The sequence below is a fragment of the Streptomyces sp. NPDC001002 genome (assembly GCF_053599215.1).
On record NZ_JBSFLV010000120.1, the window covers coordinates 1 to 21,804 of the forward strand.

Consider the following 21,804-nt stretch of genomic DNA (forward strand, 5'->3'; position numbering starts at 1 on the left):
GGGTGCCACCGGGGGCAGTTCGGGGTTCATCGGGTCTCTCCGCGGAGGCGTTCGCCCACCCAGCGGGCGAGGGCGGCCGCCGACCAGGTCGCCCAGCTTGTCCCGGTAGGCCGTGCCCAGCAGTGAGCCGAGGATCGCGATGCCGAGGGAGCCGCCCAGTTCCAGCGCGGTGTCGTTGGCGCCGCCGCCGACGCCCAGCTCGTTCTCGGGGAAGGAACCCATGATCGTGTCGGTGGCCGGGGAGACGCTCAGGCCGACCGCGAAACCCAGCATCATCACGGGAGCCAGGAAGTCGGTGTACGTCGAGCCCGTGTCGATCCGCGTCAGCAGGAGGACGGCGGCGGCGCCGATCGCCATGCCGGTCACCACCATCGGCTTCATGCCCAGCTTCGGGGTCAGTCGGCCGGTGAGCGCGGCGCCGACGAACACGGCACCGGCCAGCGGCAGCAGTCGTACGCCGGTCTCCAGCGGGTCGTAGTTCAGGACGAACTGCAGGAACTGCGTGGCGTAGTAGATCGCGCCGAAGGTGCCGAAGAAGAAGAACAGCACCGCGAGCATCGAGCCGCTGAAGGGACGCAGCCGGAACATGCGCACGTTCAGCATCGGGTGCGGGTGGCGCAGCTCCCACAGCACGAAGGCGAGCAGACCGACGCCGGCGACCACGGCCGCGGTGATCGGACCCGCGCCCCAGCCGAAGTGCGGGCCCTCGATGGTCGCGTAGACCAGGGAGCCCACCGAGACGATCGACAGCAGGCCGCCGACGTAGTCGATCCGGCCCATCTGCGCGGCCCTCGACGGCGGGACCAGGACGAGCGCGCCGACGACGCCGACGAGCGCGATGGGGACGTTGATCAGGAAGGTCGAGCCCCACGCGTGGTCCCGCAGCAGCCAGCCGGCCACCAGCGGGCCGACCGCGATGGCCAGGCCGGAGGTCGCGGTCCAGGCCGTGATGGCGCGGGCCCGCTCCCCCTTCGGGAAGATCGCGACCAGCAGGGACAGCGTGGCCGGCATGACCACGGCGGCGCCGACACCCATGATCGCGCGGGCGGTGATCACCAGCCCGGTCTCGTCGACCAGGCTGCCCATCACCGAGCCGGCTGCGAACACCAGCAGACCCGTGACGAGCGCGCCGCGACGGCTGTACTTGTCGCCGATCGAGCCCAGGACGAGCATCAGCGCCGCATACGGAACGGTGTAGCCGTCGATGACCCATTGCAGGTCGCTGCTGCTGAGGCCCAGCTCCTTGCTCATGTCCGGCGCCGCAACGATCAGTGACGTGTTCGCCATGACCACGATCAGCAGGCTCAAGCAGAGGACGATCAGGGCCCACCAGCGGCGGGGGTAGGGCGCGGACATCTTTTCCACGGGGGTGACGGTCAGGAAGGGCATCGGGGGGCTCCTAGGGGACGAGTTAATTGCCCATCGATGTGCAGACTAGTTTATTGCTCAGTGATGTGCAAATATGGCGACCACCTCACAGGACGCCCGCCACTCCAGGCGTCCAGCGCCTCGGACGCTCTCGCCAAAGGAAGGCCCATGCGGACCAACCCCCGCCCGTTCCTCATCGCCCTCGCCGCCCTGCTCGCGCTCGTCCTCCTCCCCGTCGCGGCCGACCGGTTCGCGGCGGCACAGATCGAATCCCGTACGGCCAAGGCCTTCCAGGAGGGCATGGGCACGCCCCTGCCGCCGCAGGTCCATGTGCGCGGTGTCCCCGTGCTGACACAGGTGGCCTCCGGCACCCTGCGGCACGTCGACATCAAGGCGCACGACATCCCCGCCGACGGGTCGGCGCGCCCGCTGCCGGTGACCGAACTCGACCTGGGCCTCGACGGAGTGCGCAAGTCGGACGACGACAAGGAGGCACGAGCGCGCAAGGCCGAGGCGACCGCCTACCTCTCCTACGCGGACGTCTCGAACGCCCTCGGCATAGAGATCTCCCAGGCCGCACAGCCCGGCCGGATCACGGCGACGGTCATGCTGCCCCTGGACAGCGAGGTCAAGGTAACCACGGCCGTCACCGCTGCCTCCGGCAACCGCATCTCGTTCCACGACTTCCAGGTCACGGGCGGCACACTCCCCGCCATCGGCCGCACCCTGCTCGACCGGGTCTTCGCGCAGCCGATCCAGCTGCGCAACATCCCGGAGGGCCTGCACCTGCGCACGGTCAGCACGACGGCCACGGGCCTCACCGCCCGCTTCTCGGGCGAGTCGGTCACGTTCCGCCCGGAGGACGAGTCGACGGACGCGTCGGCGGAAGGGTCCGCGGACCGGTCCGCCTGAGAGCCGCTACGCGACCGAAGCCGGCGCGGGTTCAGTCCGCCGCCGGCGGCATGCTCGCCGCGACCTCCCCGACCACGACGGCCGCCCGCTCCTCGGGGACGCCCGCCGCGATGAGCGCGGCGGTCGCGGTCCGGGTCCCGTCGTCCTCCAGCGCCCCGGAGTTGACCGCCTCCAGCAGCGCCACCGTCAGCGCCTCAAGGCCGGCGCTCAGCGCGGCGGCCGGCAGCCGGGTGTGGAACACGCCCTCGCGCTGCCCGCGCTCCAGGATGGCGGTGGCCGCGGCCCGGGCCGGCGCGAGGATCTCGGTCACGCGCTCGGGTCCCAGGTCGCGCCGGGTCAGTCCGAGCAGCATCCGGTAGCGGTCACCGACCGGCCAGAGCGAGAACATGAAGTACGCGAACGCCCGCTCGGCCGGTTCCGCGGGCCGCGCCCCGCGCTCCAGGGCCTCCCGCAACACCTCGGACCCCTCCTCGGCGAGCGCCTCCAACAAGGCCGCGCGGCCCGGGAAGTGACCGAACAGCGTGCGCCGTACGACACCGGAGGCGCGCGCCAGTTCCTCCAGGGTGACGTCCGGGTTCCGCCCGAGCTCCTGGCGGGCCGTGGCCAGGATGCGCGCCCGGTTGGACCGCGAGTTGCGGCGCTGTGGCTCACGAGCGACGGGCTTGGACACGAAGGAACCTCGGTGACTCGGTGCGGGGCACACCGGCTGGGGCGGTGAACCTGCGACGGCGGCTGCGGGACCTGCACATTTTGACACGGTTCACGGGCCCGCCCGCGGACGCGCGGCACGCGGTGGTGCCTGCCCGGCTTGACTGATCATGCCGCGGACGATGAGGTGGCGGCAGGCCAACTGCAGGAGTTCTCATGCCACTTGACACCGCGCTCTTCAACAACGGCGTCCCGCACTCCGCCCGGATCTGGAACTACTGGCTGGGCGGCAAGGACTGCTACGAGATCGACCGCCAGGTCGGTGACCAGATCGTCGAGGCGAACCCGCAGATCCTCGACATCGCCCGGGCCCAACGGGCGTTCCTCGTGCGCACGGTGGAGTACCTCGTGCGCGAGGCCGGCATCCGCCAGTTCCTCGACGTCGGCACGGGCCTGCCCACCGCGAACAACACGCACGAGGTGGCGCAGCGGATCGCCCCCGAGACCCGGATCGTCTACGTCGACAACGACCCGATCGTGCTGGCCCACGCCGAGGCGCTGCTCACCAGCTCCGCCGAGGGCAGGACGGACTACATAGACGCCGATCTGCACGATCCGGAGACCATCCTCCAGGGTGCCGCGAAGACGCTGGACTTCACGCGTCCCATCGCCCTCGTACTGCTCGGGATCACGGCCCATGTCGTCGACGACTCCGCGTACGGCCTGGTCGGGCGCCTGCTCGCCGCGCTGCCGTCCGGGAGTTTCCTGGTGCTGTGCGACGACACCGAGGTCCTCGACCCTGAGGGCATGCGCATCATGATCGAGCAGTGGAACGAGGCGGGCGACAATCCGCGGGTCAACCGCAGCCCGGAGCAGCTCGCCCGCTTCTTCGACGGCCTGGAGCTGCTCGACCCCGGGGTGGTCTCGGTCTCCCGCTGGCGCCCGGAGTCCCCGGACGCGGAGGTCCTGGAGGTCGACGACTTCGGGGGCGTCGCCCGCAAGCCGTAGCGACGGTCGAGGGGCTGCCGCCCGCACGCCGCAGGGCGGCAGAGAACCCGCCGACGTGTTCCTGCGCGGGGCGGGCCCGCGCGGGACAATGGCCACGTGGGTGCCGAGATCGTGGACAAGGTCGTGGACGAGGCGGTACGGGCGGTTCCGTCGCCGGCGCTGCGCGGGCTGGTCGGCTGGTACGCGGGCTACCGCCAGCGCGGAGTTCCGCCGACCAAGCACCGCGGGCTGCCCTCGCCCTGGCTGACGTTGATCCTCACGCTCGACGACCCGCTGAGCATGGCGGCCCATCCCGACCCGGCCGCCGCTCCCGGCGACTTCGCCACGCTGCTGGGCGGCCTGCATCTGACGCCCGCGCTCATCGACATCCCGGGACGCCAGTCCGGCGTCCAGATCGGGATCAGCCCCCTGGGCGCCCGCGTGCTGCTGGGGCTGCCCGCCGGGGAACTCACCGGGATCGACCTCCACGCCGACGACGTCCTGGGCGCGGACGTCCGGGAGGCCCACGACCGGCTGCGCGAGGCCACGGACTGGCCCGCCCGGTTCCGTGTCGTGGACGGCTGGCTGCTGCGCCGGCTCTTCCACGACGAGAGCGGCCCGCCGGCCCGCACTTCGGGAGTCGCCGGTGCCTGGCGGCTGCTCCTGTCCACCGGCGGCCGACTGCGCGTCGACGAGCTCGCCGCCGAGACCGGCTACAGCGACCGCCACCTGCGCACCCGCTTCCGCGCCGAGATCGGCCTCACTCCCAAGGCGGCCGCCCGCGTCATCCGCTTCGACCGGGCCCGACGCCGACTGGCCGACCGCCCCGGCCGCATCGACCTCGCGGGCCTGGCCGCCGACTGCGGTTACGCGGACCAGTCGCACCTCGACCGCGAGTTCGCGGCGCTGGCCTCCTGCTCGCCGAGCACCTGGTTGGCCCAGGAGTTCCGAAACATCCAATCCGGGCACCATCCGCCCGCGTGACGCTGGGGGTGTTCGACGGATCCACGCCTCACGGCGTCGCAGCGAAAGGCGGCTCATCATGCCCGGCACCCCCAACTCCTCGCCCACGCCCACCACTTCAAGCGCCCACGACTCCGGCAAGCAGCCGCCCGCCCCACAGGTCTGGCCGAGCCTGCGTGCCCGGGACGCCCGCGCGCTGATCCGCTTCCTGGTCGACGCCTTCGGCTTCGAGGAGACGGTGGTCCACGGCGACGGCGAACTGGTCCAGCACGCCGAACTCGCCTGGCCCGAGGGCGGCGGCATCATGCTCGGCTCGGTCCGCGAGGACCAGGACCCCGCCGACTGCCCTACTCCGCCGGGCGCGTTCAGCGCCTACGTCGTCACCGCCGACCCGGACGCCGTCCATGCCCGGGCGAAGGCGGCCGGCGCCGAGATCACCACGGAACTGCAGGTCACCGACTACGGCTCCCGCGACTTCGCCGCCCGCGACCCCGAGGGCAACCGCTGGTACTTCGGCACGTACCGCGGCGAGCCGCGCTGAAGCGGGATGGGCGGCTGAGCCGGAGGGTGCGGGCGAATCAGCGGGTCACGCCCCGCCGCCCCCGGCGCTTTCCCCGACCGGCACCGGGAACAGCAGGCAACTGCTGGTCGCGTGAGCGAGCAGCCGATCCTTCCCGTCGAGCAGCGTCGCCTCGGCCAGCGCGGTCTGGCGGCCCCTGTTCACGACCGTGCCGACCGCACGCACCCGGCCCGTGTCCAAGGTGATCCGCCGCAGGAACTTCACGGTCAGATCCAGCGAGGTGTACCCCATGCCGACGGGGAGCGTGGACTGCACGGCACAGCCCGCGGCGGAGTCGAGGAGGGTGGCGTAGACACCGCCGTGCACGCTGCCGATGGGGTTGTAGTGCTCCTCCCCCGGCAGCAGGGAGAACACGGCCCGGCCCTCGGCCACCTCGTCGAGCGTGAAGTCCAGCGTGGCCGCGACGGGCGGTGCCGGGAGCCGGCCCTCCTGCACGGCACGCAGAAGGTCCAGGCCGGAACCGTGCCCGACCGCCGCCGCCGTGATCGCGGGATCCTCCCACTCGTACGTACGTGTACGTCCCATGTCGTGCCGCCTCCCAGCTGACTTCGTCATTCGAAGCTAGCCGGGCCGTCACCTGGCTGTCAATGAAGAAGCCAGGGCTCTACGATGGCGGAATGGAGTGGCTCGACGTCAGTACCGAGAACTGTCCCGTCCAGCGCACGCTCGATCTGGTCGGCGAGAAATGGACGCTGCTCGTGCTGCGCGACGCGGCGATCGGCGTCCGCAGGTTCGAGGAGTTCCGCCGGCACATGGGGTTGTCGGAGGCGGTCCTCAGCGACCGGCTGCGCAAGCTCACGTCGGCCGGGATCCTGCGGACCGTGCCCTACCAGGAACCGGGCAGCCGGGCCCGCAACGAGTACCGGCTGACCCGCAAGGGCTGGGACCTCTGGCCGGTCCTGGTCGCCCTGCGCCAGTGGGGCGACACCTACGACCCGGACCCCGAGGGTCCCGTCCTGGACATGCGGCACACCGACTGCGGGGCGCCGGTACGGGTCGTCGTCGAGTGCGCCGACGAACACGTCCCGCTCACGCCGAGGGACGTGACCGCGCGGCCGGGGCCGGGTGCGCGACCGTATCGGACCTCGGTCGCCTCGGAGTGAGACTCGGACGTTGACCGTTCGGCCTCTGTCCGCGAAGGCGGGGGCGAGGCAGGCTGGTGCACAAGGGATGTGATGGGGACGGAACACCCCCCTTCTGCGCCAGTCTGTGCCAGAGAGGCGAACGGCCATGGAGCAAGTGATCGTCGCGCGTACCGACCGATCGACAGGCAGCCGGGACGCGGTCGAATGGGCCAGCCGTGAGGCGCTGTTGCGCGGTCTGCCCCTGTGCGTGCTGCACGATCCCCAACCGGACCCGGCCGAGGCCAAGTTGGTGGTGCTCGGCATGCGTCGGACGGCCGCGCAACCACCCCTCCCGGCTAGCATCCGCACCTCGATCACACCGGTGGTACTGGTGCCGGAGGACGACGGTCAGAGCTTCAGCCGCCCTTCGGGCGTCGTCCTCGGGATCGACGCCCATGACCCGGCGAGCGCGGCGATCGACTTCGCCTTCGACAGCGCACGACTGCGCGGCACGCGCCTGCATGCCGTCCACGCCTGGCAACTCCCCCCGACCGCGGCCGAGTTCCCGTTCGCCGTCCCGGAACAGGACCGGGCCACCTGGGAGGACCACGAAGTCCAGCTCCTGACCGACGCGTTGCGCCCCTGGCGCAGCAAGTACCCGGAGGTACCGGTACTTGAGGACGTCGTCCTGTTCCCACCCGCCGAGGCCCTCCTCCACCACTCCGCGAACACAGCGCTGATCGTGGTGGGGGCGCGGGTGGGCGGCGAGTGGGGGGATGTCACCAGGGCCCTGCTGCGCGACGCGACGTGCCCGGTCGCGGTCGTTCGCTGGTGACCGCCCTAGACCTTCCGCCAGACCGTCATGTCCGCCAGCAGGAAGCTGACGCCAGGTGTGTCCCACAGCGCGGTCGACTTCACCTGGACCACGAGCAGCGCGATGTCCCCGGCGGAGTTCTTGACGCAGAACTCGCTGCCGGCCGCCGCCGCGGACAGCCCCCAGGTGTGCTCCGTGGCTCCGGAGAGGAGGAGACGGCAGGAATCGAGGTCGCCGCCCGGCTTGCCGAACAGCTGGACGATCACGCTGGTGTCGCTCTCCAGCGCACAGTTGATCTCCTTGCAGGAGAAGCGGATGTCCCCCTTGCGGTCCTCGCGCCCGACCGGCTCCTCGAAACTCAACGAGGTCTTCTCGTCCAGCCGCTGCAGGGGGTACGCCTCGGGTTCCGGAGTCGCCGGCACGGTCGAGGAGGGACTCGACGACACGTCGGACGTCCCGTCACCCGCCACCGCGTCCGACCCGGCTCCGGATGATGACGCCACCGAATCCCCCCGAGTCCGGCGACTTCCCGGACGGCCCGGCCGACGAGGAGCCCGCCGCATCCCGGTGGCGGACCCCGTCCGCCAGGTCCATGACCGTCCACGCCAAGCCCGTCAGCACCAACGCGCCCGCCGTCACACCGGCGGCCGTGAGAAGTGCGATACGGCGCCGGCGGGTGCGCCGCTCGGCCGGTCCCGGCGCCTGCGGTCGCGTGACCAGCGGCAGGGGGTTGTGCGCCAGGGGGCGTGTGTGGAGAGCAGCAGGAATCGTGCCGTGCGTCGGTGTGGGCTCGGGGACAGGGTCCGGAACCACCACCTCCGGCCCCGCTGCCTCCCGCCAGACGGCCGGTCCCGCGCCCGCCTCGGAGTCCCGGCCCAGCTGCTGCCGGCACCACTCGACGACCTCCGCCGGCGTGGCCCGCTCCGCCGGATCGGTGGCCAGGCACCGGGCGATCAGCGGCCGGAGCTGCTCGGGCAGGCGGGACAGGTCGGGCTGCGAGTGCACGATCCGGTACAGCACCGTGGCCGAGGGGCCGTCGCCGTACAGCGGCTCTCCCAGCGCCGCGAACGCCGCGGTCTGGCCGAGCGCGAAGACGTCGGTCGCCGCGGTGAGTTCACCCGCGACCGCCTGCTCGGGTGCCATGAAGGACGGCGTGCCGACGACGGAGCCCGTGACGGTGTGCGAGGTGACGTCGGAGGCCAGCGAGATACCGAAGTCGATCACGCGCGGTCCGTCGGAGGCCAGCAGCACGTTGGACGGCTTGAGGTCCCGGTGCACGATTCCCGCGGCGTGGATCGCCTGCAGCGCCTCGGCCACCCCCGCCATGAGCCACAGCACCGCGGGCACCGGCAGCGGTCCGCGCCGGGCGACGGCCTCCGCCAGGGAGGGCCCGGGCACGTACAGCGTCGCCAGCCAGGGCGGAGCGCCGTCGGCATCGGCGTCGATCAACTCTGCGGTGTACGCGCCGCGGACCCGCTGGGCCGCCCGTATCTCCCGGCGGAACCGTCGCCGGAAGTCCGGATCGTCGGCCAGTTCGGGCCGCACCACCTTGATCGCCACCGGTCTGCCACCCGGCGTGTGCGACAGATAGACCCGCCCCATACCCCCCGCGCCGAGCCGCGCGGCGAGGCGGTAACCGGACACCAGCCGCGGATCCTCCGCCTGCAACGGCTGGAACACCTCGGTCGCTCTGTCCATCGCCCCCCGTACCCCCTCTGTCCCCGGAACCGCAGGTCCCCTGACCCTCCGGTCCCCTGAACCAATGAGCCCCCGCCCCATCGATCCGTTGAGCTGATCAATGGCAGCAGCCTAAGCCGTCGCCTCAGAAAGCCGTTTCCCGGCCTCCCAGGTCGGGTCAGGTACGCGGCTCGCCCAGCCCCAGCTCCCGCTCACCCAGCGACTCGAAGAAGCGCTCCACATCCGCGTCGCTCACCTCGGCGAGGGTTGCCGGTGACCAGTGCGGGTTGCGGTCCTTGTCGATGACCTGGGCGCGGATGCCCTCCACCAGGTCGGGGGCGGTGAGGGCCGCGCAGGAGACGCGGTACTCCTGGTCCAACACTCGCTCCAGCGAGCCGAGTTGCCGGGCTCGGCGCATGGCGGACAGGGTGACCTTGAGGGCGGTGGGTGACTTGGTGAGCAGGGTCTCCGCCGTCTCCTTCGCGGCAGGGTCGCCGTGCGCGAGGAGTCGATCGATGATCTCCTCGACCGTGTCGGCGGCGTAGCAGGAGTCGATCCACTCCCGTCGGCCCGCCAACTCCCCTTGTGGAGAAGGCCGTTCATGGCGATCGAGCGCTTCCCGGACGGGTCGGGCGGCCAGGTCCTCGACGAAATCCGGGAGTGAGTCGGAGGGTACGTAGTGATCCGCCAGGCCGCACAACAGAGCGTCCCCGGCGCCGACTTGCGCGCCCGTCAAGGCCAGGTGCGTGCCCAGCTCGCCCGGGGCGCGGGAGAGGAGATACGTACCGCCCACGTCCGGCACGAAGCCGATCCCCGTCTCCGGCATGGCCACCCTCGACCGCTCGGTGACCACGCGGACAGTGCCGTGTGCGGAGATGCCGACCCCGCCGCCCATGACGATGCCGTCCATGACAGCGACGTAGGGCTTGGGGTAGTGCGCGATGCGGGCGTTCAGGTGGTACTCGTCCCGCCAGAAGGCGGCCGACGCGGTGCCGTCGCCGTCGCGGGCATCGTCGTGGACGACCCGGATGTCACCGCCCGCGCACAGGCCTCGCTCTCCCGCGCCCGTGATGACCACGGTCTCGACGGAAGAGTCGGACTCCCAGGCGGTCAGGGCCTCGTCGATGCGGCGGACCATCGCGTGGTCCAGGGCGTTGATGGCCTTCGGGCGGTTGAGGGTGATGTGGGCGGCCCGGCCGGCCGTGGTCAGCAGCACGGATTCGCGCATGGTCTCCTTGGTTCCTTCCAGAAGCCGGTGGACCCGCAGGTCACGGACGATCTTCCGGACACCGTACGCGCAGCACACTTGGAGACCGCACAACACAAAGGCAGGGAGGTCACAGCTCTCCCTGCCACTACCAACCTATAGCGCACCGGGGGCCTTGCGGCAAGGCCCCCATCGTGGCGCACAATCACCGACCCGGGCCAAAAGGCGCCCACAGACGGGTGGACCGTATCGACGCACACCACCTGGGCCCGTCGAGCCGACGCCCTGCCGCACACCCCATCTTCGGAGCCTCGGAGCCAACTACGTGAACCCCCTCACCACCAGCGCGTTCGACCTTCCCGACCGGCTCTCCGCGAAAGCCGACCCGGCCCTGATCTCCGGCGACGAGCAGCACTTCGCGGCCATCGCGGCGTGCCTGGAGGAGTCGATCGCCGAGCTGACCGAGCGCCTCGACACCGCCCGCAGGGCACCCGGCGGTCTCGGCCGGGAGGCGATGGACCGGGACACCGAGGTCCACCAGGTGACCGCCCGGCTGCGCACCCTGCGCCGCTTCGGCCTGGATCTGTGCCTGGGGCACATGGTCCTCGCGGACGGCTCCGAGCCCGTGTACGTCGGACGCCTCGGCCTCACCGACAGCACGGGCCGTCGGCTGCTGCTCGACTGGCGCTCCCCCGCGGCCGAGCCGTTCTTCGGCGCCACCCACGCCAACCCGATGGGTCTGGCGAGCCGCCGCAGGTACCGCTGGTCCGAGGGCCGGATCAGCGACTACTGGGACGAGGTGTTCAGCGCCGACGGGTTCGCGGGGCATGCCGCGCTCGACGACCAGTCCGCCTTCATCGCCAGTCTCGGCAGCAATCGGTCGTCCCGGATGCGGGACGTGCTCGGCACCATCCAGGCCGACCAGGACGCCATCATCCGCGCGGGCTCCCGCGGCACGCTCGTCGTCGACGGCGGACCGGGCACGGGCAAGACCGTCGTCGCCCTGCACCGCTCCGCCTACCTCCTGTACTCCGACCCGCGTCTCGGCCATCGCCGTGGCGGTGTCCTGTTCGTCGGTCCGCACCGGCCCTACCTGGACTACGTCTCCGACGTCCTGCCCAGCCTCGGCGAGGAGGGCGTGCAGACCTGCATCCTGCGGGACCTCGTCGCCGAGGGAGCCGCGGCGGCGGTCGAGAGCGACCCCGACGTGGCCGCCCTCAAGTCGTCCGCGGACCTGGTGAAGGCGATCGAGAGGGCCGTCAGGTTCTACGAGGAGCCGCCCGCCAAGGGCATGACGGTCACGACCCACTGGTCCGACATCCCGCTGACCCCCGACGACTGGGCCGTGGCGTTCGACGCGGCGGAGCCCGGAACCCCGCACAACGAGGCGCGCGAGCAGGTCTGGGAGGAGCTGCTCACGCTCCTCATGGAGAAGCACGAGGGGGACGCCCCGACCACCCTGCTGCGCAAGTCGCTGCTGCAGAACCGGGCGCTGCTGACGGCCTTCAACCGCGCCTGGCCGCTGCTCGAAGCGATCGACCTGGTCGGCGATCTGTGGACGGTCCCCGCCTATCTGCGGATGTGCGCCCCCTGGCTGGACCGCGACGACGTGCAGAAGCTGCAGCGCGCGGAGGCCCAGGCCTGGACGGTGTCCGACCTCCCCTTCCTGGACGCGGCGCGACAGCGGCTCGGTGACCCTGAGGCGGCGCGGCGCGAGCGTCGGCACAAGGCCGTCCTCGCCGCCCAGCGCGAGCGCATGACCCAGGTCGTCGACAACCTGATCGAGGCCGTGGCCACCTCGGGCGACGACGGCGACGAGGGCATCGGCCTGGTGAAGATGCTGCGCGGCGAGGACGCCCAGGTCAGCCTCGTCGACGAGGCCGAACTGACCACCGTCGACCCGGACTTGCTCGCCGGCCCGTTCGCGCACGTCGTCGTGGACGAGGCGCAGGAGCTGACCGACGCGGAGTGGCAGATGCTGCTGGTGCGGTGTCCGTCCCGGAGCTTCACCATCGTCGGGGACCGCGCCCAGGCCCGGCACGGGTTCACGGAGTCGTGGCAGGAACGGCTCGAACGCATCGGGCTCAACCGGATCGACGTGGCCTCGCTGAGCATCAACTACCGCACGCCGGAAGAGGTCATGGCCGAGGCCGAGCCGGTCATCCGGGCCGCGCTCCCGGACGCCAACGTCCCGACCTCCATCCGCAGCAGCGGCATCCCCGTCGTCCACGGACCCGCCTCGGATCTGACCGACGTCCTCGACACCTGGCTCACCGCGCACGACGACGGGATCGCCTGCGTCATCGGCGATCCCACGTTCCGGGCGACGTCCCGCGTCCGCTCCCTGACTCCCGAGCTGTCGAAGGGACTCGAGTTCGACCTGGTCGTCCTCGTCGACCCGGAGAAGTTCGGCGAGGGCATCGAAGGAGCGGTCGACCACTATGTGGCGATGACCCGGGCGACCCAGCAACTCGTCGTCCTCACCAGCTGACCACCCCTCCTACGACCAGGGCTGATCCGGTCCCGAGTGGGCCGGCTCACCCTCCGGATGGTGGACGCGGCGCTTCGGTCCGTCGCGTCACCCCGTAGGCTGGCGGATGCAGCTGGTTCGCCCCGTCCGCCAGACGGGATGCGTCGCAAGAGGGAACCCGGTGGGAATCCGGGACTGCCCCGCAGCGGTGAGCGGGAACGACCGCCGTCATACGCACTGGGCCCACGAAGGGCTTGGGAAGCGACGGCCAGTAGGAGTCCGCCGGGAGACCGGAGGACGTGCCCGCGAGTCCGAAGACCTGCCACCTGCCCGCGTACGGCCGATTCGTGCGCGGACATCCCGGTGACCTCGTGGGCGGGTCGGCGTACATACCAGGCGGACGACCGCGCGGTTCCCATTGCCGCTCAGGGTCGTGCCCGCCCGGTCTCGTCACCCTTCGCGCTCGCGTCCCGTCGCCGGGATCTCAGGGATCCATCTCGCGAAGGAGATCTCCGTGACCACCAGGACCGCAGCCGCGGCAGCGCGGGCCACCGTGTACGGCTACCCCCGCCAGGGCCCGGACCGGGAACTGAAGAAGGCCATCGAGGGCTACTGGAAGGGCCGCGTCACCGCCGACGCCCTGCGCGCCACGGCCGCAGAGCTCCGTGCCACCAACTGGCGGGAGCTGGCGAAGGCCGGCGTCGACGAGGTGCCGACCGGCGACTTCTCGTACTACGACCACGTCCTCGACGCCACCGTCATGGTCGGCGCCGTCCCCGCCCGCCACCGCGCCGCCGTCGAAGCGGACGCTCTGGACGGCTACTTCGCCATGGCGCGCGGCACCCAGGACGTGGCGCCGCTGGAGATGACGAAGTGGTTCGACACCAACTACCACTATCTGGTGCCCGAGTTGGGGCCCGACAGCGTCTTCACCGCCGACTCGACCAAGCAGGTCGAGGAGTTGGCGGAGGCCCTGGCCCTCGGGCTGAACGCCCGTCCGGTGCTGGTCGGCCCGATCACGTACCTCCTGCTGGCGAAGCCGGCTCCGGGCGTACCTGCCGACTTCGACCCCCTCACCCTGCTCGACCGACTGCTGCCGGTGTACGCCGACGTCCTCGCCGACCTGCGCGCTGCGGGCGCCGAGTGGGTGCAGCTGGACGAGCCCGCCCTGGTCCAGGACCGCACCCCGGCCGAGCTGAACGCCGCCACGCGCGCCTACCGTGACCTCGGTGGCCTCACCGACCGGCCGAAGATCCTGGTCGCCTCGTACTTCGACCGGCTCGGCGAGGCGCTGCCGGTGCTGGCGAAGGCGCCGGTGGAGGGGCTCGCGCTGGACTTCACCGAGGCCGCCGCGGCCAACCTCGACGCGCTGGCCGCCGTGGGCGGACTGCCCGGCAAGCGGCTGGTCGCCGGTGTGGTCAACGGCCGCAACATCTGGGTGAACGACCTGTCCGCGTCCCTTTCCACCCTCGGCACCCTGCTCGGCCTCGCCGACCGGGTCGACGTGTCCGCCTCCTGCTCGCTGCTGCACGTGCCGCTCGACTCCGCCCGGGAGCGGGACATCGAGCCGCAGATCCTGCGCTGGCTGGCGTTCGCGAAGCAGAAGACGGCCGAGATCGTCACCCTCGCCAAGGGGCTCGCCCAGGGCACCGACACGATCGCCGCCGAACTCGCCGCCAACCGTGCGGACTTGGCCTCCCGCGCGGGCTCGCCGATCACGCACGACCCGGCGGTACGGGCCCGAGCCGCCGCCGTCACGGAGGCCGACGCCCGCCGCTCCCAGCCGTACGCCACACGTGCCACGGCCCAGCGTGCCCACCTCGGTCTGCCGCTGCTGCCGACCACCACGATCGGCTCCTTCCCGCAGACCGGTGAACTGCGCACCGCCCGCGCGGACTTGAGGGCTGGCCGGATCGACACGGCCGGCTACGAGGAGCGCATCAGGGCCGAGATCCAGGAGGTCATCTCCTTCCAGGAGAAGACCGGTCTGGACGTCCTGGTGCACGGCGAGGCCGAACGCAACGACATGGTCCAGTACTTCGCCGAGCAGCTCACGGGGTACCTGGCCACGCAGCACGGCTGGGTGCAGTCCTACGGCACCCGTTACGTCCGCCCGCCGATCCTGGCCGGCGACATCTCCCGCCCCGAGCCGATGACCGTGCACTGGACGACGTACGCCCAGTCCCTCACCCCGCGCCCGGTCAAGGGCATGCTCACCGGGCCGGTCACCATGCTCGCCTGGTCCTTCGTCCGGGACGACCAGCCGCTCGGCGACACCGCCCGGCAGGTGGCGCTCGCCCTGCGCGAGGAGGTCAACGACCTTGAGGCGGCCGGGACTTCGGTGATCCAGGTCGACGAGCCCGCCCTGCGCGAGACGCTCCCGCTGCGCACCGCCGATCGTGCCGCGTATCTGGCGTGGGCGACCGAGGCGTTCCGGCTCAGCACGGGTGGGGTGCGGCCGGACACGCAGATCCACACCCACATGTGCTACGCCGAGTTCGGGGACATCGTCCAGGCCATCGACGATCTCGACGCGGACGTCATCAGCCTGGAGGCGGCCCGCTCGCACATGCAGGTCGCGCGCGAACTCGCCGCCCACGGCTATCCGCGCGAGGCGGGACCGGGCGTGTACGACATCCACTCGCCGCGGGTGCCTAGCGCGGAGGAGGTCGCCGATCTACTGCGTACCGGGCTCAGGGCCATCCCCGCCGAGCGGTTGTGGGTCAACCCCGACTGCGGTCTCAAGACCCGCGGTTGGCCGGAGACCCGTGCGTCGCTGGAGAACCTGGTCGCCGCCGCCCGCACGGTCCGTGAGGAACTGCCCGGGGCCTGACATCGGGTCCTGAGGTCGGGTCCGTTCGGCCGGGGAGGGACGCCGAGGCCCCCTCCCCGGCCGGCACACGTGCCTGCGCGCAGTGTCCAATGGAGACCGCCACACCACCGACCGCACCAGGAGGAGCCGTCCGTGACCAGCCGTGTCACCTTCATCTCGCCCGCGATGAGCACCTCGCTGCGCCAGGCACGTTTCGACGACGGGGGTTCGATCGAGGCCGGCGGTGAGGCGGGGGCCCGTGCCGCGGCCGGCGCCCTGCCCTCGGCCGCGCGTGTCGTCGTGTCGCCCGGTGTGCGCTGTCGTCAGACGGCGACCGCGTTGGGCCTCAACGGGTGCGAGGAAGCAGCGGAGTTGGCGGGGCTGGACGTGGGGCGCTGGCGGGGGCTCACGCTCGCAGAGGTCGGTGCCGGTGAGCCCGAGGCGGTGGCACAGTGGCTCGCCGATCCCGCGTCGGCTCCGCACGGCGGGGAGTCCGTCGAGGAGTTGTGCGCGCGGGTGGCACGGTGGCTGGAGGCGTCCCTCGGCGCGGACGGCCGTACGCTCGCCGTGGTCGAACCGGATGTCGTACGGGCCGCGGTGGTGCACGCGTTGGGCGCGCCCGCGGCGGCTTTCTGGCGGGTGGACGTGCTGCCGTTGACGGCCACCACGGTCAGTGGGCGGGCGGGCCGGTGGAACGTGCGGGTCGGAGACCCGCTGGAGACGGCCGGGGCGGCCGGAGTCCCGCCGGCCGGCGGGTCATGACGCCGTGTCCCTGTGCTCACGTAACTGCGTGATGATCGCGCGGCGCGGCTGACACCGCCCGCCCCGTCCTCCGGGTCGTGTCAGTGCGGTGCGGGCACCGCCGTACTCGCCGGCACCGTGGCCGGCTTCGGGTTCAGCAGCCGTTCGGCCAACTCGCCGAAAGCCAGGCCGAATCCGCCCCACAGGGTGATCTGCATGGCCAGCGCGGAGAGCCGGAAGCGCCACAGCACGGTGGCCGGGAAGTCCGCGGGGACCTCGTTGATCACCGGCAGGAACGCGTACGCCAGCCCGATCACCAGGGCGAACGCGGCGAGCGCGACGACGGTGGCGTACCAGGTGCCCAGGCTCGGTGCGAGCCGCTTGCCGAGGATGGTCGCGACGATCGCGAGGAGCACGCTGAGGACCATCATCAGGAAGTACAGGGTGGTCCGCTTGCCGATGGTGTCGGGGTCGCCGACCGCCGGCGGGTTGGCCGGGTACTTCAGGAACGGGACGACGTAGACGGCCAGCAGGGCGCAGCCGGACAGCAGCAGCGCGGTCGCCCGCGGGCTGAACCGGCCGACGCGGCCGAGCGCGAAGCAGAAGGCGAGCGCGGCGATGCCGCCGAACGCGACGCCGTAGATCAGGACACCGGTGGCCAGACCGGCGGTGGACTGCAGGGAGCGGGAGACGATCTCCATCTCGTGCTCGTGGGCGTGCGCGTCCTCGAAGCCGATCGCCTTGTCGACGTTCGGCTCACCGAGGAAGTAGGCGACGACGAGGGCGAGCACGCCGGCGGTCAGGCCGGCGAGCATGCCCCGCACGAGAAGGTTTCGCACCGTTGCGGAGTTCATGAGAGTGCTGGTTTCCCTCGGGTCAGTGGCAGGGGAAGCCGAGCAGGTGACGGGCGTCGTGCACCCACTCGTGGACGTCCGAACCGGACACGAGGGAGGTGGCGCCCTGTTCGGCGCCGACGAAGTAGAGCAGGACCAGCATCAGGATGCCGAAGAAGACCGCCCAGGGGACGATCGCGCCGATCGGCAGCTTGGCGGGGAGAGCGGGGGTGGTGGCTGTCGGCTGAGCGACATGCTGCGCCATGGCAGGGCCTCCTCTGGGAGTTCGCGTCCCATCTCGGTGGTGCACAGGACGACGGCTACGGGTCTGACTCGCCCCCCTCCGCTAAAGGGGTGGCACACAGTGGCGCGACCGTGCCGGACTCCCACCGGCTTCCGTTTTGGCGTCGTCGATATCAGAGTGACCGTACCGTGTGTCGCGAACATGGCCAATACCGCGCTACCTGGGGTGATGCCGGTCTCTCGCGCCGAGTGACGAGGATCATCGGCCTCGGTCGTCAATTCACCGCGTGGATACGTCGGTTCAGGCGCCGTGCGAGCCGCGGTCCCGTACGTCGGTCACACCGAGCCGCGGACCACGATCCGGCCCGGCAGCGGCGCCAGGCCCCCCGTGTCGATGCCGAGGGCGTGCCGCGCGGCGAGCCTGCCGAGGACTTCGGCGTCGATGTGGACGGTGGTGAGCGCGGGCGTGGTCAGGGAGCCGTGCTCGGTCTCGTCGAAGCCGATCACGGCCATGTCATCGGGCACCCGAACTCCGAGGTCGTGCAGGGCGGTCAGGGTGCGCACGGCGATGTCGTCGTCGAAGGCGGCCACGGCGGTCACGTCCGGGTGCGCCGCGCGGAACGCCCCGACGGCGACCGCGCCTGCCTCCCGCGGGCGGGGGACGACGAGGTGCTCCAGAGGCGGCAGACCCAGCCGCCGGGCGGCCTCGCGGGCGAACCCGAGGCGGGCCTCGGTGAGCGGGAAGTCGTGGTCGGGCATGGCCATGGTGATCCGGGTGTGCCCCCGTTCGGCGAGATGACCGATCTGCAGGGCGGCGTTGGCGGCGAACCCGTTCTCCCAGTCCTCCTCGATGGGACCGTTCCCACGCATGTAGACCTCGCCGAGCCGGAGCACGGCTCGCGGCACGATGGCGTCGAGGATCTTCTGGGTGGCCTCCGGCGCGGTGTGCCCGTGCCGCACGAGGAGGACGTGGTCGTGCGCGGCCAACTCCTCGTCCAGGCCCCGGACATAGCTCCGGGAGAAGTTGCCCTCCAGGCCCTCGTCGACATTGAGGACGACGATCCGCGACGACCCCTCGCGCAGCGCCCGGGCGATCCCGTGCGGGACGTACCCCAACTCCCGTGCGGCGGCCAGGACTCGTTCCCGGGTCGCTCCGGAGATGGTCTGCCGGGGGTCGTCGTTCAGTACGAAGCTGACGGTCGCCCGGGAGACCCCGGACGCCTCGGCCACGTCGCTCAGCGTCACCCGGCCGGAACGGCCCATGCCGGCACACTCCCGCCAGTAGAACGATTAAGCGCCGGCGCTCAGCCTAGGCGAACACGATGGTCTGGTTGCCGTTCCTGACGACCCGGTCCTCGGCGTGCCACAGCACCGCCCGGGAGAGGACCGCGCGTTCCACGTCGGCGCCCCGGCGGGTGAGGTCGGTGGCGGTATGGGCGTGGGTGACGCGGACGACGTCCTGCTCGATGATCGGGCCCTCGTCGAGGTCCTCGGTGACGTAGTGGGCGGTGGCGCCGACCAGCTTCACGCCGCGTTCCTTGGCCTTGGCGTAGGGCCCGGCGCCGATGAAGGCGGGCAGGAAGGAGTGGTGGATGTTGATGATCGGCACGCCGAGCCGTTCGATGAGGTCGCCGGTGAGGATCTGCATGTAGCGGGCGAGGACGACGAAGTCGACGTTGCCCTTGAGCAGCCGCAGGTGTTCCGTCTCGGCCGCCGACTTGTCCGGTCCCTGGGAGGGCACGTGGAAGAACGGGATGCCGAAGGCGCGTACCTCCTCGGCCACATCGGGGTGGTTGGAGATCACCATCGCGACGGTGACGGGCAGTTGGCCCTGCCGATGGCGCCAGAGCAGGTCGAGCAGACAGTGGTCGGACTTCGACGCGAAGATCGCGACCCGCTTGGGGACCGACAGGTCGCGCAGCGTGTACGTCAGACCGAACCGCTCCACGAGGTGTTCGTCGAGGTCGGTGCGCAGGGCGGGCAGCGCGGCCCGCAGGCCGTCGAGGCCGAACACCGTGCGCTGGAAGAAGGCGCCGCCCTGCGGGTTGTCGGAGTACTGGTCGAGGGCGACGATGTTGGCGCCGTGGCCGCTGAGGACCGATGTCACGGCCGCGACGATGCCGGTGGCGTCCGCGCCCTGCACGATCAACGAGGCCTGCTGCGTGGGCTTTTCGGCCGTGCCGGCGCGGACCGGGGTGTCCTGCGTGAGCGTCATGCCGTGCTGTCCTTCCGGAAGCGGGCGGCCCAGTCGGAGGTGGCCTTGAGCCCGCCGAACGTATAGAAGTGGATCTTCAAGTCGCCGTGCCGGGCGGGGTCGTGGGCCGCGGCGAGATCGCGCAGGAAGCGGTCGGGGCCGGCGGTGCCCATGAGGTTGGTCAGCGAGAACCCGTACTTCTTGACGACGGAGGCACTGGTTCCTACGCCGAACCGGGCCGCGTAGGACAGGAGCCGGCGTGCTCCGGCGGGTCCGGGGACGCCGATCCTGATGGGGAGGGCGATGCCTCGGCTCCGTACCTCCGCCACCCAGGCGAGCACCGGGTCGACGTCGAAGCCGAACTGGGTGATGATCTCGCCGTCCAGGGGGTGCGCGGCGAGGGCCGCGTGCTTGTTCCGCAGCGCGGACCACAGCGTCAGGTCGTCGATCGACGGATGGCCTTCGGGGTATCCGGTGATGCCGACGTGCCGTACTCCGTACTCCCCCAGCAGCCCGGTGTCGATCAGCGAGAGGGAGTCCGCGTAGGGGCCTTCGGGGTGGGCCGGGTCGCCGCCGACGAGGAACACGTTGTCGGAGGTGCCGTCGGCGCGCAGGCCCGCGAGGAACCGTTCGAAGTCGTCGCGGGAGCCGAGGCGGCGGGCGGAGATGTGCGGTACGGGGACGAAGCCGAGCCGCTTGACGGCCCGGGCCGCGGCCAGGCGCATCGGCAGGTCCTCGTTGCCGAGGAAGGTGATGTTGATGCGGGTGCCCTGGGGTATGCGGTCGCGGGCCTCTTCCAGTCCGGGGACGTCCTTGCCGGTCATCTCCAGGGAGAAGTCCTCCAGGAGTGCGGTGCCGACCGCTGTTCCTGTCCTGCTCGCGGGGTTCATCGTGGTGCGTCTCGCTCTCTGGGCCCGCGTCAGCGGTCGCGGCGGTAGAGGGTGCGCGCGTGCTCGTCGAACGGCGAGGGATGCACGGTGGCGCGGATGCGGGGGAAGCCGAGGTCGGCCTCGGGGTCGGTACCGGGACCGGGGTGCTCGCCCCAGACCACGCTCACCTCGGTGCCGGGCACGGCGTGCTCGGTGTCGATCAGCGTCTGGGCGAGGACCGCGCCCACGGGGTCGATCGACGCGCTCTGCATGGTGACGCCGACCAGTCCGGCGGCGGTCTCCACCCGGTGCCGGGCGTAGGAGAGCACGAAACCGGGATCCTGGCCCTCGCCGATCACCGTGCGCACGTCGGCGGGGTCGAGGACGAGGGTGACCTTGGTGCGCCGCACCTCGTCCTTGGCCTTCTCCAGGGCGTCCCGGCCCACGAAGTCGTGGCGGAAGGAGATCATCTTGCCGTAGCCGAGTTCGTACGGCGATACGTAGTAGTCCTCGATGTCCTCCGAGAAGTAACTGCCGTTCAGGGGGCGCTTGCCCTCGATTCCGAACAAGGGCAGCTGCCTGCGGTATTCCAGCAGTTCGGGGTCGGTGTAGATGCCGGGCACCGGGGACGGGATCCAGCCGCTCTCGACGCTGGGTGTCGTGTACGCGAGGGCGCCGACCTGGATCAGGCCGAGCGGTTCGCCGACCGTCAGGAACCTCTCGTGGACGTGGGCCGCGTGCTCCCAGGGGCCGATGAACTCGTAGCCGGCCTGGCCCGCCATGCCGTGCCGCAGGGCGCGCAGCGAGCGCCCGTCGAGGACGACCGGGCTGGAGTGGAAGAACTTCGTCTCCGGCATCGGGCCGCCGAACGCCCGCTCCACCAGCTCCACGGCCAGCGGGCCTTGAATCTGGTAGCGGAACAGCTTCGGGTCGCCGCCGCCGGGCCGGAAGGCGGAGGAGGGGTCGGTGGCGAAGCCGACGTCGTAGCCGCCCTTCTCCGCGTGGTACTGCACCCAGTGCTGAGCGGCGGGGATGCCGCTGAGCAGGTACCTGTTCTCGGCCTCGCGGGCGAGGATGCCGTCGGTGACGATGTGGCCTTCGCGGGTCACGGGCACGTACTGCTTGGCCTGTCCGATCGCGAACTTGGCGAAGTTGTTGACGCCGTGATCGGCCAACACCCGGGTGGCGTCCGGGCCTTCGATCGTCAGGTCGTACATGTGGTGCGAGAGGTCGAGCAGGGCCACGCCCTCGTGCCAGGCCTGCTGCTCCTGCCGCCAGCCCGCGTACTCGCGCTCGACCACCTCAGGGGTCCATGGCTCGGCGCCGGGCTGCCACAGCAGCTTGACCGGTGAGCCGGCCTTGTCGATGCCGTCCTGGAGGGAGGGGGTTGCCATTGCGGCTCCTTCGCTTCGCGGTCCGTCC

At 71.3% G+C, this 21,804-nt stretch carries 19 protein-coding genes, 1 pseudogene and 2 riboswitches; of the genes and pseudogenes, 9 read left to right on the plus strand and 11 right to left on the minus strand.

Annotated elements, in window-relative coordinates; genetic code table 11:
- A partial coding sequence (locus ACWDR3_RS36520; RefSeq protein ID WP_450356867.1) for an MFS transporter occupies nt 1-1,389 on the minus strand: 1,389 nt, incomplete at its 3' end.
- Nucleotides 1,390-1,536: 147 nt separating this feature from the next.
- On the opposite strand from ACWDR3_RS36520, the gene ACWDR3_RS36525 reads away from it, so the two are divergent.
- Nucleotides 1,537-2,280, plus strand: a complete 744-nt coding sequence (locus ACWDR3_RS36525) for an LmeA family phospholipid-binding protein (protein ID WP_450356868.1) — start codon at nt 1,537-1,539, stop codon at nt 2,278-2,280.
- Between the two features lie 31 nt (nt 2,281-2,311).
- On the opposite strand, the gene ACWDR3_RS36530 is transcribed toward ACWDR3_RS36525, so the two are convergent.
- Complete coding sequence (locus ACWDR3_RS36530; protein WP_450356869.1) at nt 2,312-2,950, minus strand: TetR/AcrR family transcriptional regulator; 639 nt, start codon at nt 2,948-2,950, stop codon at nt 2,312-2,314.
- A gap of 194 nt (nt 2,951-3,144) precedes the next feature.
- On the opposite strand from ACWDR3_RS36530, the gene ACWDR3_RS36535 reads away from it, so the two are divergent.
- From ACWDR3_RS36535 to ACWDR3_RS36545, 3 genes are all read left to right on the plus strand, one after another.
- Nucleotides 3,145-3,936, plus strand: coding sequence for an SAM-dependent methyltransferase (locus ACWDR3_RS36535; RefSeq protein WP_450356870.1), 792 nt, complete (start codon nt 3,145-3,147; stop codon nt 3,934-3,936).
- Between the two features lie 96 nt (nt 3,937-4,032).
- Nucleotides 4,033-4,899: a helix-turn-helix domain-containing protein gene (locus ACWDR3_RS36540; RefSeq protein ID WP_450356871.1), complete on the plus strand. Its 867-nt coding sequence runs from the start codon at nt 4,033-4,035 to the stop codon at nt 4,897-4,899.
- Nucleotides 4,900-4,957: 58 nt separating this feature from the next.
- A complete protein-coding gene (locus tag ACWDR3_RS36545; RefSeq protein ID WP_450356872.1) occupies nt 4,958-5,419 on the plus strand; it encodes a VOC family protein in 462 nt (153 codons plus the stop codon).
- 45 nt (nt 5,420-5,464) lie between these two features.
- Here ACWDR3_RS36545 and ACWDR3_RS36550 read toward each other — a convergent pair whose 3' ends face one another.
- Nucleotides 5,465-5,983 carry a PaaI family thioesterase gene (locus ACWDR3_RS36550; protein ID WP_450356873.1) on the minus strand — a complete coding sequence of 173 codons (519 nt, stop codon included), beginning with the start codon at nt 5,981-5,983 and terminating at the stop codon, nt 5,465-5,467.
- Between the two features lie 92 nt (nt 5,984-6,075).
- Here ACWDR3_RS36550 and ACWDR3_RS36555 point away from each other — a divergent pair, with 92 nt between their 5' ends.
- Nucleotides 6,076-6,561, plus strand: a complete 486-nt coding sequence (locus tag ACWDR3_RS36555) for a winged helix-turn-helix transcriptional regulator (protein WP_450356874.1) — start codon at nt 6,076-6,078, stop codon at nt 6,559-6,561.
- A 127-nt stretch (nt 6,562-6,688) separates the two neighbouring features.
- Nucleotides 6,689-7,357, plus strand: a complete 669-nt coding sequence (locus ACWDR3_RS36560) for a universal stress protein (RefSeq protein WP_450356875.1) — start codon at nt 6,689-6,691, stop codon at nt 7,355-7,357.
- A 5-nt stretch (nt 7,358-7,362) separates the two neighbouring features.
- On the opposite strand, the pseudogene ACWDR3_RS36565 reads toward ACWDR3_RS36560, so the two are convergent.
- A pseudogene (locus ACWDR3_RS36565) lies at nt 7,363-9,034 on the minus strand (serine/threonine-protein kinase).
- Between the two features lie 157 nt (nt 9,035-9,191).
- Entirely contained in the window at nt 9,192-10,241 is a 1,050-nt protein-coding gene (locus ACWDR3_RS36570) for an enoyl-CoA hydratase/isomerase family protein (protein WP_450356876.1), read from the minus strand.
- Nucleotides 10,242-10,545: 304 nt separating this feature from the next.
- Here ACWDR3_RS36570 and helR point away from each other — a divergent pair, with 304 nt between their 5' ends.
- The 3 genes from helR to ACWDR3_RS36585 all read left to right on the plus strand — a co-directional run bounded on the left by helR (nt 10,546) and on the right by ACWDR3_RS36585 (nt 16,264).
- Nucleotides 10,546-12,711, plus strand: coding sequence for an RNA polymerase recycling motor ATPase HelR (helR, locus tag ACWDR3_RS36575; protein WP_450356877.1), 2,166 nt, complete (start codon nt 10,546-10,548; stop codon nt 12,709-12,711).
- A gap of 96 nt (nt 12,712-12,807) precedes the next feature.
- Nucleotides 12,808-13,031, plus strand: a riboswitch (cobalamin riboswitch).
- A 173-nt stretch (nt 13,032-13,204) separates the two neighbouring features.
- Entirely contained in the window at nt 13,205-15,523 is a 2,319-nt protein-coding gene (metE, locus tag ACWDR3_RS36580) for a 5-methyltetrahydropteroyltriglutamate--homocysteine S-methyltransferase (RefSeq protein WP_450356878.1), read from the plus strand.
- Nucleotides 15,524-15,655: 132 nt separating this feature from the next.
- Nucleotides 15,656-16,264, plus strand: coding sequence for a histidine phosphatase family protein (locus ACWDR3_RS36585; RefSeq protein ID WP_450356879.1), 609 nt, complete (start codon nt 15,656-15,658; stop codon nt 16,262-16,264).
- Nucleotides 16,265-16,344: 80 nt separating this feature from the next.
- Here the strand turns inward: ACWDR3_RS36585 and ACWDR3_RS36590 are convergent, their stop codons facing one another.
- From ACWDR3_RS36590 to ACWDR3_RS36615, 6 genes are all read right to left on the minus strand, one after another.
- Nucleotides 16,345-17,097, minus strand: coding sequence for a CbtA family protein (locus ACWDR3_RS36590; RefSeq protein WP_450356880.1), 753 nt, complete (start codon nt 17,095-17,097; stop codon nt 16,345-16,347).
- A gap of 22 nt (nt 17,098-17,119) precedes the next feature.
- Nucleotides 17,120-17,341: a CbtB domain-containing protein gene (locus tag ACWDR3_RS36595; protein WP_123996460.1), complete on the minus strand. Its 222-nt coding sequence runs from the start codon at nt 17,339-17,341 to the stop codon at nt 17,120-17,122.
- Between the two features lie 35 nt (nt 17,342-17,376).
- A riboswitch (cobalamin riboswitch) is annotated at nt 17,377-17,521 on the minus strand.
- A gap of 134 nt (nt 17,522-17,655) precedes the next feature.
- Nucleotides 17,656-18,582: a LacI family DNA-binding transcriptional regulator gene (locus ACWDR3_RS36600; protein WP_450356881.1), complete on the minus strand. Its 927-nt coding sequence runs from the start codon at nt 18,580-18,582 to the stop codon at nt 17,656-17,658.
- 46 nt (nt 18,583-18,628) lie between these two features.
- Nucleotides 18,629-19,534, minus strand: coding sequence for a formyltetrahydrofolate deformylase (gene purU, locus ACWDR3_RS36605; protein ID WP_450356882.1), 906 nt, complete (start codon nt 19,532-19,534; stop codon nt 18,629-18,631).
- Nucleotides 19,531-20,403 (minus strand): methylenetetrahydrofolate reductase, encoded by an 873-nt coding sequence (locus ACWDR3_RS36610; protein WP_450356883.1) that lies wholly within the window; start codon nt 20,401-20,403, stop codon nt 19,531-19,533. Before ACWDR3_RS36610 ends, purU begins: the two co-directional genes overlap by 4 nt.
- 29 nt (nt 20,404-20,432) lie before the next feature.
- A complete protein-coding gene (locus tag ACWDR3_RS36615) occupies nt 20,433-21,776 on the minus strand; it encodes an aminomethyl transferase family protein (protein WP_450356884.1) in 1,344 nt (447 codons plus the stop codon).
- Between the last annotated feature and the right edge of the window lie 28 nt (nt 21,777-21,804).

Bases quoted from the DNA above. Each gene is read 5' to 3' on its own strand.
- ACWDR3_RS36615 (WP_450356884.1), bottom strand. From the start codon at position 21,776: ATGGCAACCCCCTCCCTCCAGGACGGCATCGACAAGGCCGGCTCACCG.
- ACWDR3_RS36570 (WP_450356876.1), bottom strand. From the start codon at position 10,241: ATGCGCGAATCCGTGCTGCTGACCACGGCCGGCCGGGCCGCCCACATC.
- ACWDR3_RS36525 (WP_450356868.1), top strand. From the start codon at position 1,537: ATGCGGACCAACCCCCGCCCGTTCCTCATCGCCCTCGCCGCCCTGCTC.
- ACWDR3_RS36590 (WP_450356880.1), bottom strand. From the start codon at position 17,097: ATGAACTCCGCAACGGTGCGAAACCTTCTCGTGCGGGGCATGCTCGCC.
- ACWDR3_RS36545 (WP_450356872.1), top strand. From the start codon at position 4,958: ATGCCCGGCACCCCCAACTCCTCGCCCACGCCCACCACTTCAAGCGCC.
- ACWDR3_RS36610 (WP_450356883.1), bottom strand. From the start codon at position 20,403: ATGAACCCCGCGAGCAGGACAGGAACAGCGGTCGGCACCGCACTCCTG.
- ACWDR3_RS36600 (WP_450356881.1), bottom strand. From the start codon at position 18,582: ATGGGCCGTTCCGGCCGGGTGACGCTGAGCGACGTGGCCGAGGCGTCC.
- ACWDR3_RS36535 (WP_450356870.1), top strand. From the start codon at position 3,145: ATGCCACTTGACACCGCGCTCTTCAACAACGGCGTCCCGCACTCCGCC.
- ACWDR3_RS36555 (WP_450356874.1), top strand. From the start codon at position 6,076: ATGGAGTGGCTCGACGTCAGTACCGAGAACTGTCCCGTCCAGCGCACG.
- ACWDR3_RS36560 (WP_450356875.1), top strand. From the start codon at position 6,689: ATGGAGCAAGTGATCGTCGCGCGTACCGACCGATCGACAGGCAGCCGG.
- ACWDR3_RS36595 (WP_123996460.1), bottom strand. From the start codon at position 17,341: ATGGCGCAGCATGTCGCTCAGCCGACAGCCACCACCCCCGCTCTCCCC.
- purU (WP_450356882.1), bottom strand. From the start codon at position 19,534: ATGACGCTCACGCAGGACACCCCGGTCCGCGCCGGCACGGCCGAAAAG.
- ACWDR3_RS36550 (WP_450356873.1), bottom strand. From the start codon at position 5,983: ATGGGACGTACACGTACGTACGAGTGGGAGGATCCCGCGATCACGGCG.